The organism is Streptomyces niphimycinicus (assembly GCF_018883605.1).
GTDB lineage: Bacteria > Actinomycetota > Actinomycetes > Streptomycetales > Streptomycetaceae > Streptomyces > Streptomyces niphimycinicus.
Genome location: NZ_JAHLEM010000055.1, coordinates 1 through 12729 on the forward strand (window position 1 = coordinate 1; position 12729 = coordinate 12729).

At 71.3% G+C, this 12729-nt stretch carries 10 protein-coding genes; 6 read left to right on the forward strand and 4 right to left on the reverse strand.

Annotated elements, in window-relative coordinates; genetic code table 11:
• Nucleotides 1–41 precede the first annotated feature (41 nt).
• A complete protein-coding gene (locus tag KN815_RS06945; protein ID WP_216340866.1) occupies nucleotides 42–698 on the reverse strand; it encodes an MBL fold metallo-hydrolase in 657 nt (218 codons plus the stop codon).
• A 4-nt stretch (nucleotides 699–702) separates the two neighbouring features.
• On the reverse strand, nucleotides 703–1434 hold the full coding sequence (locus tag KN815_RS06950) for a maleylpyruvate isomerase family mycothiol-dependent enzyme (protein ID WP_216340867.1): 732 nt from the start codon (nucleotides 1432–1434) through the stop codon (nucleotides 703–705).
• A 230-nt stretch (nucleotides 1435–1664) separates the two neighbouring features.
• On the opposite strand from KN815_RS06950, the gene uvrA reads away from it, so the two are divergent.
• Nucleotides 1665–4697 carry an excinuclease ABC subunit UvrA gene (gene uvrA, locus KN815_RS06955; protein WP_216340868.1) on the forward strand — a complete coding sequence of 1011 codons (3033 nt, stop codon included), beginning with the start codon at nucleotides 1665–1667 and terminating at the stop codon, nucleotides 4695–4697.
• A gap of 81 nt (nucleotides 4698–4778) precedes the next feature.
• On the opposite strand, the gene KN815_RS06960 is transcribed toward uvrA, so the two are convergent.
• Together KN815_RS06960 and KN815_RS06965 are read right to left on the reverse strand one after the other, a co-directional pair.
• Nucleotides 4779–5729, reverse strand: a complete 951-nt coding sequence (locus KN815_RS06960) for a carbohydrate kinase family protein (protein WP_216340869.1) — start codon at nucleotides 5727–5729, stop codon at nucleotides 4779–4781.
• Entirely contained in the window at nucleotides 5726–6808 is a 1083-nt protein-coding gene (locus KN815_RS06965; protein WP_216340870.1) for a LacI family DNA-binding transcriptional regulator, read from the reverse strand. Before KN815_RS06965 ends, KN815_RS06960 begins: the two co-directional genes overlap by 4 nt.
• A 227-nt stretch (nucleotides 6809–7035) precedes the next feature.
• Between KN815_RS06965 and KN815_RS06970 the strand changes: the two genes are divergently transcribed.
• From KN815_RS06970 to whiA, 5 genes are all read left to right on the forward strand, one after another.
• Entirely contained in the window at nucleotides 7036–7461 is a 426-nt protein-coding gene (locus KN815_RS06970; protein WP_216340871.1) for a QcrA and Rieske domain-containing protein, read from the forward strand.
• A 148-nt stretch (nucleotides 7462–7609) separates the two neighbouring features.
• Nucleotides 7610–9721 (forward strand): excinuclease ABC subunit UvrC, encoded by a 2112-nt coding sequence (gene uvrC / locus KN815_RS06975; RefSeq protein ID WP_216340872.1) that lies wholly within the window; start codon nucleotides 7610–7612, stop codon nucleotides 9719–9721.
• Complete coding sequence (rapZ, locus tag KN815_RS06980; RefSeq protein WP_216340873.1) at nucleotides 9718–10653, forward strand: RNase adapter RapZ; 936 nt, start codon at nucleotides 9718–9720, stop codon at nucleotides 10651–10653. The genes uvrC and rapZ overlap by 4 nt, the downstream gene beginning before the upstream one ends.
• Nucleotides 10650–11669 (forward strand): gluconeogenesis factor YvcK family protein, encoded by a 1020-nt coding sequence (locus KN815_RS06985; RefSeq protein WP_216340874.1) that lies wholly within the window; start codon nucleotides 10650–10652, stop codon nucleotides 11667–11669. Before rapZ ends, KN815_RS06985 begins: the two co-directional genes overlap by 4 nt.
• The gene (gene whiA / locus KN815_RS06990; RefSeq protein ID WP_059144929.1) at nucleotides 11660–12649 is read left to right on the forward strand and encodes a DNA-binding protein WhiA; all 990 of its coding nucleotides are present in this window, start codon (nucleotides 11660–11662) and stop codon (nucleotides 12647–12649) included. Before KN815_RS06985 ends, whiA begins: the two co-directional genes overlap by 10 nt.
• Nucleotides 12650–12729: the final 80 nt, after the last annotated feature.

The window sequence follows — 12729 nt, forward strand, 5'->3', positions numbered from 1 at the left end:
CGTGCGCGCGCCGCCATGAGCCGCGCGCGCCACCGGCGCCGCTACCAGCCGCGCTCGCGCCACTGCGCGAGATGCGGGCGCTCGGCGCCGAGCGTGGTGTCGTCGCCGTGGCCGGGGTAGACCCACGTCTCGTCCGGAAGCCGGTCGAAGAGCTTGGTCTCGACGTCGTTGATCAGGCTCTCGAACGCCTTGGAGTCCTTCCAGGTGTTGCCGACGCCGCCCGGGAAGAGGCAGTCGCCGGTGAACACATGCGGATGGCCGTGCGGGTCGTTGTACACCAGGGCGATGCTGCCGGGCGTATGGCCGACCAGGTGGCGCGCGGTCAGCTCGACCCGGCCGACCCGCACCGTGTCGCCGTCCGCGACCGGCACATCGGTGGGCACCGGGATGCCCTCGGCGTCGTACTGGCCCGCGTAGGTGCGGGCGCCGGTGGCGTCCACCACCTCGCGCAGCGCGCTCCAGTGGTCCTGGTGGCGGTGGGTGGTGACGACGGAGGCGATGCCGCTCTCGCCGATCAGGGAGAGCAGGGTGTGCGGCTCGGCGGCGGCGTCGATCAGGAGCTGTTCGTCGGTGGCCCGGCAGCGCAGCAGATACGCGTTGTTGTTCATGGGGCCGACCGCGACCTTCGAGATCATCAGATCGGGCAGTTCGTGCACATCCGCCGGTCCACCGACCGTCACTACTCCGCTGTAGGTCATGGCCTCAGCCTAGTGCGGGGAGGACGGGCAAGGAGCCGTTCGGGCAGGAGAGGCCGGAGCCGTCCGTACGGCCGGTGAGCCAGCCCAGCAGGGCGGCGGGCGAGCCGGTGACGGTGACCGGGGACTCCCCGGGGGCGGCGGGGCGGCCGGTGTGCCGGACGTCCCCGTCACCGGGCCCGGTGGCCAGCCGCAGCGGGGGAATATCCGGGCGCCCGGCGAACCTTGTACGGATGAGCACGGTGAGCTGGCTCTCGACGAAGGTGGCGGGCAGATCCGCCACGGTGTAGCCGATACCGAGATCGACATGGTGCAGCTCGACCTCGACGAGGCGGCGCAGTGGCAGCCCGGCCGCCGGCTCCCGGACCCCGCCGCGCAGGGTCACCTCGTACGGCAGGCACTCCGGGGGCAGCGCGGTGGCCGCCGCGTCGAAGCGGGTCGCGCTGGTGCGCAGGTCGTCCAGATGGACGGCGAGCGGCCGGGCGGCGTCGCGCCGGATCTCGGCGTCGCGCGCCCGGGCGTCGGCGTACATCGGGGTCTCCTGGCCGGTCCGGGCCCAGGTGAGCAGGTTCACCAGGGCGTCGGCGTTGCGGGCCAGATGGGCCAGGACATGGCCGCGGGTCCAGCCGGGGAGTTCCGAGGGGCTCGCGAGGGACGCGTCGTCGAGAGCGGCGACGGCGGTCAGCAGCCGATCCGTCGCCTCCTGTACGGCGAGGGCGTCCCGGACGTAGTCGGTCATGACCCGACCGTAGTCCGCACCACACGATCGGGTGAAGTCGGCTCCCGTCGCCCGCAAATCGAATGTGCGTGCTATAGGCTCGGTGTGCTGCATCCTTAAGACATCGTCGTCGTGCCCCCATACCCTGGGTTGGGGGTTTCGCTCCGCTCCGCCTCTGCTCCGTCCGGCAGGGCCGCCCCGGCGAGCGGGCTCGGCGCACCCCGTCTCTCTCAAGAAAGGTGCCGACCGGCGTGGCCGACCGTCTCATCGTTCGTGGCGCTCGCGAGCACAACCTCAAGAACGTCTCACTCGACCTTCCTCGCGACTCGCTCATCGTCTTCACCGGGCTGTCCGGGTCGGGCAAGTCGTCCCTCGCGTTCGACACGATCTTCGCCGAGGGGCAGCGCCGCTACGTCGAGTCGCTCTCCTCCTACGCCCGCCAGTTCCTGGGGCAGATGGACAAGCCCGATGTGGATTTCATCGAGGGCCTGTCCCCCGCGGTGTCGATCGACCAGAAGTCGACCTCGCGCAATCCGCGCTCGACCGTCGGCACCATCACCGAGGTCTATGACTACCTCCGGCTGCTGTTCGCCCGCATCGGCAAGCCGCACTGCCCCGAGTGCGGCCGTCCGATCGCCCGCCAGTCGCCGCAGGCGATCGTGGACCGGGTGCTGGAGCTCCCCGAGGGCAGCCGCTTCCAGGTGCTCTCCCCGCTGGTGCGCGAGCGCAAGGGGGAGTTCGTCGACCTCTTCTCCGATCTCCAGACCAAGGGCTACAGCCGCGCCCGGGTGGACGGCGCCACGATCCAGCTCTCCGACCCGCCGAAGCTGAAGAAGCAGGAGAAGCACACCATCGAGGTGGTCATCGACCGCCTCACCGTCAAGGACAGCGCCAAGCGCCGGCTGACCGACTCGGTGGAGACCGCGCTCGGCCTCTCCGGCGGCATGGTGATCCTCGACTTCGTGGACCTCGACGAGGACGACCCGCAGCGGGAGCGGATGTTCTCCGAGCATCTGTACTGCCCGTACGACGACCTGTCCTTCGAGGAGCTGGAGCCGCGCACCTTCTCCTTCAACTCGCCCTTCGGCGCCTGCCCGGACTGCACCGGCATCGGCACCCGGATGGAGGTCGACCCCGAGCTGATCATCCCGGACGAGGAGAAGTCGCTCGACGAGGGCGCCATCCACCCCTGGTCCCACGGCCACACCAAGGACTACTTCGGGCGGCTGGTCGGCGCGCTCGCCGACGCCCTCGGCTTCCGTACGGACATCCCCTGGGCCGGGCTGCCGCAGCGTGCCAAGAAGGCGCTGCTGGGCGGCCACCGGACCCAGATCGAGGTCCGCTACCGCAATCGCTACGGCCGCCAGCGGGCATACACCACGGCCTTCGAGGGCGCGGTGCCCTATGTGAAGCGGCGCCACTCCGAGGCGGAGAGCGACGCCAGCCGGGAGCGGTTCGAGGGCTATATGCGCGAGGTGCCCTGCCCCACCTGTGAGGGCACCCGCCTCAAGCCGATCGTTCTCGCGGTCACCGTGCAGGACAAGTCCATCGCGGATGTCTCGGCGATGTCGATCAGCGAATGCGCCGAGTTCCTGCGCGCCATGGAGCTGAGCCCGCGCGAGAAGACCATCGCCGAGCGGGTCCTCAAGGAGGTCAACGAGCGGCTGAGGTTCCTGGTCGACGTCGGCCTGGACTACCTCTCGCTCAACCGCGCCGCGGGCACCCTCTCCGGCGGCGAGGCCCAGCGCATCCGGCTGGCCACCCAGATCGGCTCCGGTCTGGTCGGTGTGCTCTATGTGCTGGACGAGCCCTCCATCGGCCTGCACCAGCGCGACAACCACCGGCTGATCGAGACGCTGGTGCGGCTGCGCGACCTCGGCAACACCCTGATCGTCGTGGAGCACGACGAGGACACCATCAAGACCTCGGACTGGGTGGTGGACATCGGCCCGGGCGCGGGTGAGCACGGCGGCAAGGTGGTGCACAGCGGGCCGCTGAGCGAGCTGCTGGTCAACGAGGACTCGGTGACCGGGCACTATCTGTCCGGCAAGAAGGCCATCCCGCTGCCGCCGGTGCGCCGGGCCGTGGACCCCAAGCGGCATCTGACGGTCCATGGCGCCCGGGAGAACAACCTCCAGGACATCGACGTGTCCTTCCCGCTGGGGGTCCTCACCGCCGTCACCGGTGTCTCCGGATCGGGTAAGTCCACGCTGGTCAACGACATCCTCTACACCCATCTGGCCCGCGAGCTGAACGGGGCGCGGGCGGTTCCGGGGCGGCACACCCGGGTCGCCGGTGACGATCTCGTCGACAAGGTGGTCCATGTCGACCAGTCGCCCATCGGCCGCACCCCGCGGTCCAACCCGGCGACGTACACCGGCGTCTTCGACCATGTGCGCAAGCTGTTCGCGGAGACGATGGAGGCCAAGGTCCGCGGGTACCAGCCCGGGCGGTTCTCCTTCAACGTCAAGGGCGGCCGCTGCGAGAACTGCTCCGGTGACGGCACCATCAAGATCGAGATGAACTTCCTGCCGGATGTGTATGTGCCGTGCGAGGTCTGCCATGGCGCGCGCTACAACCGGGAGACCCTGGAGGTGCACTACAAGGGCAAGTCCATCGCCGAGGTGCTGGACATGCCCATCGAGGAGGCCCTGGACTTCTTCGAGGCGGTGCCCACCATCGCCCGCCATCTGCGCACGCTCAACGAGGTCGGGCTGGGCTATGTCCGGCTCGGGCAGCCCGCGCCGACCCTGTCCGGCGGTGAGGCCCAGCGTGTCAAGCTGGCGAGCGAGCTCCAGAAGCGGTCCACCGGCCGCACGGTGTACGTCCTGGACGAGCCGACCACCGGTCTGCACTTCGAGGACATCAGCAAGCTGATCACCGTGCTCTCCGGCCTGGTCGACAAGGGCAACACCGTGATCGTCATCGAGCACAACCTCGATGTGATCAAGACGGCCGACTGGGTCGTGGACATGGGCCCCGAGGGCGGCAGCGGCGGTGGTCTGGTGATCGCCGAGGGCACCCCGGAGGATGTGGCCGCGGTCCCGGCCAGCCACACCGGGAAGTTCCTGCGCGACATGCTGGGCGACTGGGTGAGTGACGCGACGGTGCCCGCGGCGCGCAACGGCGGGGCGACCGTCAAGAAGGCGCCCGCCAAGAAGGCCGCCGCCAAGAGCACGGCGGCCAAGAAGACCGCGGCGAAGAAGACCGTGGCCAAGAAGACCGTGGCCAAGAAGGCGGCGGCCAAGACCACGGTCGCCGCCAAGCGGACGGCCGCGAAGTAGCCCCGGCCCCCGCGATCGCCCTGCGTCACGCCACGCCGCGCCCGGATCGACCGGGCGCGGCGTACGCGTGCGCGGAGCGGGTCAGGCCAGCTCGGAGGCGTAGGGCGGCTCCGCGCCCGCCCGGGAGCAGGTGATCGCGGCGGCGCGGGCGGCGAAGCCCAGCACATCGAGCCAGGCCGCCTCGTCCAGCTTGGCCAGTGCGGGGGCCGACAGCGCCTGGTGCCCCGCCAGCCGGTGCAGCAGCGCGGCGTTCACGGTGTCGCCCGCTCCGATGGTGTCCACGATGTCCACCCGCTCGCCCGGCACCGAGAGCACCGAGCCATCCTGGCGCCGTACGCTCAGCCCCTCCCCGCCATGGGTGAGCACCACCGCCGCCGGGCCCGCCGCCAGCCACTCGCCCACGGCCGTCTCGACATCCTCCGCGTCCTGCGAGTCGGCCAGCCACCGGGCGTCCTCTATGGACAGCTTCAGCAGGCCGATATGGGGCAGCCAGCCCTGGAAGCGGGCCCGGTAGGCGTCGGCGTCGGGGATCAGGCCGGTGCGGATATTGGGGTCCAGCGTGGTGAAGACTCCGCGCGCGGCCTCCCGCCGCAGCAGCTCCTCATACGCGCTCGCGCCCGGCTCCAATACCAGCGAGCAGGTGCCCAGCGACAACGCGCTCACCCCCTCGGGAAGGGACGGCGGCAGGGTGAAGAGCCGGTCCGCGGTGCCCTGGACATAGAACCCGTATCCGGCCGAGCCATCGGCCCCTATGGAGGCGACGGCGAGGGTTGTGGGCTCCTGGCCGCGCTGCACCAGCGCGGTGTCCACGCCGTCCTTCCGCAGCCCCTCCAGCAGCGCCTCCCCGAAGCCGTCCGTGGAGACCCGAGAGCAGAACGCGGTGGGCGAGCCGAGCCGCCCCAGCGCCAGCGCGGTGTTGTACGGGCCGCCGCCGCGCGCCGGACGCAGCGCGGGCAGCCGGTCGCCCGCGGCGGCGCTCGACGTGCGCTCGGGCACGAGGTCGATCAGGGCTTCTCCGGCGACGACGATCACGAGAGGGGGTCCTTTCCGGGGCGCCCGGGGGTTCCGGGGAGCGGTCGGTCGAGGGGGTGGTCGAGCGGTCGGTCGGGGGTTTCGGCCACACAGCCGCAGGAGGCGCGGTGGACGAAGGCGCAGGGCAGCCGGACGGTGCGCGGCGGCCGCCCCGGGTTCTCCAGCCGGTCGAGCAGCAGCCGGACGGCGGTGGCGCCGACCTCCCGGCTGGGCTGGGAGATCGCGGTGAGCCCGGGGGAGAAGACATCCGCCCAGGAGAAGTCGTCGAAGCAGACGAGCGCGAGATCGCCGGGCACGCTCAGGCCCGCCGTCCGCAGGGCGCGCAGCGCGCCGATGGTCATCGCGTTGTTCGCGGTGATGATCGCGGTGGGCGGCTCGGGGGAGGCCAGCAGCCGGTGGACGGCGTCCTCCGCGCCCCGTGCCTCGGAGTGGCCCTCGGCCAGCAGCCCGGGGCGGAACGGCAGCCCGTGCCGCTCCAGCCCGGCCCGGTAGCCCGCGATCCGCTCCGTGGTGGTGCTCAGCCCCGGCAGCCCCGCGACCAGTCCGATACGGATGTGGCCGAGGCCGGCGAGATGGTGGACCAGTTGTTCGACGGGGCGGGAGTTCTCGGCGCACACCTGATCGTGGGCGTCGCCGACCAGCCGGTCGAGGAAGACGGCGGGGATCTTACGGCGGGCCAGATACTCCAGCAGCCCGGCGGGCTCGGCCGAGGGGGCGACGATCACGCCGTCCACCCGCCGCTCATGGAGCAGCCGGACGACCTTGCGCTCATGCTCGGGATCGTCATGCGGATCGGCGATCAGCAGCCCGTACCCCTGCTCCAGGGCGCTGGACTCGACGCCCTGGAGGATCTCGGTGAAGTACGGATTGCTGATCGCCGAGACGGCCAGCCCGATCGAGCGGGTGCGCGCGGTCACCAGGGAGCGCGCCAGCGTATTGGGGATGTACCCGAGGTCCTCGATGGCGTCCAGCACGGCCTTACGGGTGTCCGGGCGGACCGGCCGGGTCTCGTTGAGCACATGCGAGACGGTGGCCACGGACACCCCTGCACGCCGGGCGACGTCGACCATGGTTGCCATCCGCTGCGGTCCTCCGCGTCGAGGGTCGTCGGGTTGTCGGGGCCGCCGGTTTCTTCGGGGCCACTGGATTCTCGGGGCCATCGGCCCCTGGGGGCACGTAACGTATCGCATCCACGGTCGGACGTAAACGTTTGCGCAAGCGCTTACGCCCTCCCCGGGAGGCGGCGACGAGTGGACGGATCTGTGCCGGTATGGTCGGAGGACCCCTCACACCCCTCAGGAGCCGTATGTCCAGCCAGCCCGCCTCCCGCCGAACCCTGCTGTGCTGCGCCGCGCTGGCCGGAGCCGCCGGGCTGGGGGCGGCGGCCTGCTCCCCGGACGGTTCGGGCCGTACGGCGTCCTCGACGCCCACCGCCCCCGTCGAGCTCGGCTCGGCCGGTGTCGTCCCGGTCGGCGGCGCCAAGATCTACCGAGAGCAGCGGGTGGTGGTCGCCCAGCCCGCCAAGGGCGAGTTCACGGCGTTCAGCGCGGTGTGCACCCACGCCGGATGCGTTGTCGACAGCGTCGAGGACGACAAGATCAACTGCCCATGCCACGGCAGCCAGTTCGACGCCCGCACCGGCAAGGTCCTCCAGGGGCCCGCGGAGAAGCCGCTGCCGTCGATCCCGGTCACCGCGAAGGGCGGACGACTTGTGGCGGGCCCCGACGCCTGAGCGGGCGCCCGTGCCTGGAGGCTCCCGACGCCTGAACGGGCGCCCGGCGCGCGCCCGAGCGGCCACGGAATCCCCAAATCCACTGGACCTCGGCCGACCCCCTCCCGAGAGCCCGGATGTGTCACTCCCCGCAAGTAGGGTGGTGACCATGGCCGACCCGAGCAGCTACCGCCCCAAGCCGGGACAGATCCCCGAGTCGCCGGGGGTCTACAAGTTCCGTGATGAGCACGGCCGGGTTATCTACGTAGGAAAGGCGAAAAGCCTGCGCCCGAGGCTCTCGTCGTACTTCCAGGACCTGGCGAACCTCCACCCGCGCACCCGCACCATGGTCACCACGGCCGCCGCCGTGGAGTGGACCGTGGTCTCCACCGAGGTCGAGGCCCTACAGCTCGAGTACTCCTGGATCAAGGAGTTCGACCCCCGGTTCAACGTCAAGTACCGCGACGACAAGAGCTACCCCTCCCTCGCCGTGACCCTGAACGAGGAGTTCCCCCGGGTCCAGGTGATGCGCGGCGCCAAGAAGAAGGGCGTGCGCTACTTCGGCCCTTACGGCCATGCCTGGGCCATCCGCGAGACCGTCGACCTGATGCTGCGGGTGTTCCCCGTCCGGACCTGCTCCGCCGGGGTGTTCAAGCGCTCCGCCCAGATCGGCCGCCCCTGTCTGCTCGGCTATATCGGCAAATGCTCGGCCCCCTGCGTCGGCCGTGTCACCGCCGAGGAGCACCGCGAACTCGCCGAAGAATTCTGCGACTTCATGGCCGGCCGCACCGGCACCTATCTGCGCCGCCTGGAGCAGCGGATGCACGAGGCCGCCGAGGACATGGAGTACGAGAAGGCGGCCCGGCTCCGCGACGACATAGGGGCGCTCAAGCGCGCCATGGAGAAGAACGCGGTGGTTCTCGCCGACGCCACCGACGCCGATCTGATAGCGGTCGCCGAGGACGAGCTGGAGGCCGCCGTCCAGATCTTCCATGTGCGCGGCGGCCGGGTGCGCGGTCAGCGCGGCTGGGTCACCGACAAGGTCGAGGCCGTCGACACCGCCGGGCTGGTCGAGCACGCCCTCCAGCAGTTGTACGGGGAGGAGCGCGGCGACGCCGTCCCCAAGGAGGTCCTGGTGCCCGCCGTGCCGGACCCGGCCGAGCCGGTCACCCAGTGGCTCACCGAGCGCCGGGGCTCCCTGGTCGATCTGCGCATCCCGCAGCGCGGCGACAAGAAGGACCTGATGCAGACCGTCCAGCGCAACGCCCAGCAGGCGCTCGCGCTGCACAAGACCAAGCGCGCCTCCGACCTCACCACGCGCTCCCGGGCGCTGGAGGAGATCGCCGAGGCTCTGGGGCTGGACTCCGCCCCGCTGCGCGTCGAGTGCTTCGACATCTCCCATCTCCAGGGAGACGACGTGGTGGCCTCCATGGTGGTCTTCGAGGACGGGCTCCCCCGTAAGAGTGAGTACCGCCGCTTCCAGATCAAGAGCTTCGCCGGGCAGGACGATGTCCGCTCCATGCATGAGGTCGTCAGCCGCCGCTTCCGCCGCTATCTGCTGGAGAAGCAGAAGACGGGGGAGTGGGAGGAGCAGGCCACCGGGGCCACGGAAAACACGCCGACGGAAGATACGGAAGATACGGAGACCACCGGGCAGTCCGTCGACGGCCCCTCCGACGGCCCCTCCGACGGCCCCTCCGAGGGCCCCTCCGGCCCGATCGACGAGGAGGGCAGGCCGAAGCGGTTCGCCTACCCGCCCCAGCTCGTCGTGGTCGACGGTGGCAAGCCGCAGGTGGCCGCCGCCCAACGGGCCCTGGACGAGCTCGGCGTCGACGATGTCGCCGTCTGCGGCCTCGCCAAGCGGCTCGAGGAGGTGTGGCTGCCGGACGAGGAGGACCCGGTGGTGCTGCCCCGCAGCAGCGAGGGGCTCTACCTCCTCCAGCGGGTCCGCGACGAGGCCCACCGCTTCGCCATCACCTATCAGCGCAGCAAGCGCGCCAAGTCGATGAAGGCCGGGCCACTGGACACCGTTCCGGGCCTCGGTGACAGCCGTAAGCAGGCCCTGCTGAAGCATTTCGGCTCGGTCAAGCGGCTGCGCGCGGCCACGATCGAGCAGATCTGCGAGGTGCCGGGCGTCGGCCGTAAGACGGCCGAGACGGTCGCCGCGGCGCTCGCCGGGTCCGCCCCGGCCGCGCCCGCCGTGAACACCGCCACAGGAGAGATCATTGAGGACGAGGCCGCCGGTGCGGCGTCCTCGTCGAACGGGGGGACCAGACCATGACCGAGCACGAGAACCATGGAGACGGAGCGCAGGTGAATACGGGCACGTCGGGCGAGCCCGCCGAGGTGGCGGCCATCCCCGAGCTGGTGATCATCTCTGGAATGTCGGGCGCGGGCCGCAGCACCGCGGCCAAGTGTCTGGAGGACCTCGGCTGGTTCGTCGTGGACAACCTGCCGCCCGCGCTGATCCCCACCATGGTCGACCTGGGCGCCCGCTCCCAGGGCAATGTGGCCCGGATCGCCGTGGTGGTGGACGTCCGCGGCCGCCGCTTCTTCGACAACCTCCGCGAGTCCCTCGCCGACCTCGCCGCCAAGAGCGTCAAGCGGCGCGTGCTGTTCCTGGAGGCGTCCGACGAGGCCCTGGTGCGCCGCTTCGAATCCGTGCGCCGCCCGCACCCCCTCCAGGGCGACGGCCGGATCGTGGACGGCATCGCCGCCGAGCGCGATCTGCTGCGCGAGCTGCGCGGCGACGCCGACCTGGTGATCGACACCTCCAGCCTCAACGTGCATGAGCTGCGCGCCAAGATGGACCCCCAGTTCGCGGGCGAGGAGGAGCCCGAGCTGCGGGCCACCGTGATGTCGTTCGGCTACAAGTACGGGCTGCCGGTCGACGCCGATCTCGTGGTGGACTGCCGCTTCCTGCCCAATCCGCACTGGGTCCCCGAGCTGCGCCCCTTCACCGGGCTCAACGAGGAGGTCTCCAGCTATGTGTTCAACCAGCCCGGCGCCAAGGAGTTCCTCGACCGCTACGCGGAGCTGCTCCAGCTCATCGCCGCGGGCTACCGCCGCGAGGGCAAGCGCTATGTGACCATCGCCATCGGCTGCACCGGCGGCAAGCACCGCAGTGTGGCGATGTCCGAGCGGCTCGCCCCGCGGCTGGCCGCCGAGGGAGTGGAGACCGTCATCGTCCACCGGGACATGGGGCGCGAGTGACCATTCGTACCAAGCGGCTGCGACGGCTGGTCGGAGCACGGACCAGCCGGAGCGCGCAGCCCAAGGTCGTCGCACTCGGCGGCGGCATGGGCCTGTCCGCGTCGCTCGCCGCACTGCGCCGGATCACCGGCGACCTCACCGCCGTCGTCACCGTGGCGGATGACGGCGGCTCCAGCGGGCGGCTCCGCGACGAGCTGGGCGTGCTGCCGCCCGGCGATCTGCGCAAGGCCCTGGCCGCGCTGTGCGGCGACGACGACTGGGGCCAGACCTGGGCGCGGGTCATCCAGCACCGCTTCATCAGCGAGGGCGAGCTGCACGGCCACGCGGTCGGCAATGTGCTGATCGTCGCCCTGTGGGAGCAGCTCGGCGACCATGTGAAGGCGCTCGACCTGGTCGGCAAGCTGCTGGGCGCCCATGGCCGGGTGCTGCCCATGTCGGCCGTCCCCCTGGAGCTCCAGGCGTACGTGCGGGGCCATGACCCGGCGCACCCGGACGAGGTGTCCACCGTCGCCGGGCAGGCCACCGTGGCGCTGACCCGCGGCGAGGTGCAGTCGGTCCATCTGGTGCCGCACGACCCGCCGGCCGTCCCCGAGGCCGTCGAGGCGGTCATGGACGCCGACTGGGTGGTGCTGGGGCCCGGCTCCTGGTTCTCCTCCGTGATCCCGCATCTGCTGGTCCCCGATCTGCTCCAGGCACTCACCGAGACCAAGGCCCGGCGGGTGCTGTCACTGAACCTCGCCCCTCAGCCGGGAGAAACCGATGGCTTCTCTCCGCAGCGTCATTTGGAGGTTTTGGCCCGACACGCCCCTAAACTCGCCTTCGACGTGGTGCTGGCCGATGAGGCCGCCGTCCCCGACCAGAGCAGTCTGTGCGACGCGGCCAAGCGGCTGGGCGGCACGGTCGAGCTGGCGCCGGTGGCCGCGACCGACGGTGCCCCGAAGCACGACCCGGAGCTTCTGGCGGCCGCGTACGACCGTATTTTTCGGATGCATGGAAGGATCGGCCCATGGCGATGACGGCAGCGGTGAAGGACGAAATCTCCCGGCTCCCCGTCACCCGGACCTGCTGCCGGAAAGCGGAGGTCTCGGCGATCCTGCGGTTCGCGGGCGGGCTGCACCTGGTCAGCGGGCGCATCGTGATCGAGGCGGAGCTGGACACCGGGATCGCGGCCCGCAGGGTGCGCAAGGACATCCTGGAGATCTTCGGCCACTCCTCGGATCTGGTCGTGATGGCCCCCGGAGGGCTGCGCCGCGGCAGCAGGTACGTGGTGCGGGTGGTGGCGGGCGGTGACCAGCTCGCGCGGCAGACCGGCCTGGTCGACGGCCGCGGCCGGCCGATCCGCGGACTGCCGCCGCAGGTCGTCTCCGGCGCCACCTGCGACGCCGAGGCCGCCTGGCGCGGGGCCTTCCTCGCCCATGGCTCGCTCACCGAGCCCGGCCGCTCGTCCTCCCTGGAGGTGACCTGCCCCGGCCCGGAGGCCGCGCTCGCACTGGTCGGCGCCGCCCGCCGGCTCCAGATCGCCGCCAAGGCGCGCGAGGTGCGCGGGGTGGACCGGGTGGTCGTCCGGGACGGTGACGCCATCGGCGCGCTGTTGACGCGGCTGGGGGCGCATGAGTCGGTCCTCGCCTGGGAGGAGCGGCGGATGCGGCGCGAGGTGCGCGCGACCGCCAACCGCCTCGCCAACTTCGACGACGCCAATCTGCGCCGCTCGGCCCGTGCCGCCGTCGCCGCCGGGGCCCGGGTGCAGCGCGCCCTGGAGATCCTGGCCGACGAGGTGCCCGAGCACCTCGCGGCGGCCGGCCGGCTGCGCATGGAGCACAAGCAGGCATCCCTGGAGGAGCTGGGCGCCCTCGCCGACCCGCCGCTGACCAAGGACGCCGTCGCGGGCCGCATCCGCCGGCTGCTGGCCATGGCCGACAAGCGCGCCCAGGACCTGGGCATCCCCGGCACCGAGTCCAGCCTGACCGAGGAGATGGCCGAGGGCATGGTCGGCTGATGGCGCCCCGCGCCAGGGCCGATCGCCCCGAGACCGCGTAGCGGTCCGGCAGTCTCTTCGTATCCGCTCGTGAGCCTGCA

Bases quoted from the DNA above. Each gene is read 5' to 3' on its own strand.
- KN815_RS06945 (WP_216340866.1), bottom strand. From the start codon at position 698: ATGACCTACAGCGGAGTAGTGACGGTCGGTGGACCGGCGGATGTGCAC.
- KN815_RS06950 (WP_216340867.1), bottom strand. From the start codon at position 1,434: ATGACCGACTACGTCCGGGACGCCCTCGCCGTACAGGAGGCGACGGAT.
- KN815_RS06965 (WP_216340870.1), bottom strand. From the start codon at position 6,808: ATGGCAACCATGGTCGACGTCGCCCGGCGTGCAGGGGTGTCCGTGGCC.
- KN815_RS06970 (WP_216340871.1), top strand. From the start codon at position 7,036: ATGTCCAGCCAGCCCGCCTCCCGCCGAACCCTGCTGTGCTGCGCCGCG.
- uvrC (WP_216340872.1), top strand. From the start codon at position 7,610: ATGGCCGACCCGAGCAGCTACCGCCCCAAGCCGGGACAGATCCCCGAG.
- rapZ (WP_216340873.1), top strand. From the start codon at position 9,718: ATGACCGAGCACGAGAACCATGGAGACGGAGCGCAGGTGAATACGGGC.
- whiA (WP_059144929.1), top strand. From the start codon at position 11,660: ATGGCGATGACGGCAGCGGTGAAGGACGAAATCTCCCGGCTCCCCGTC.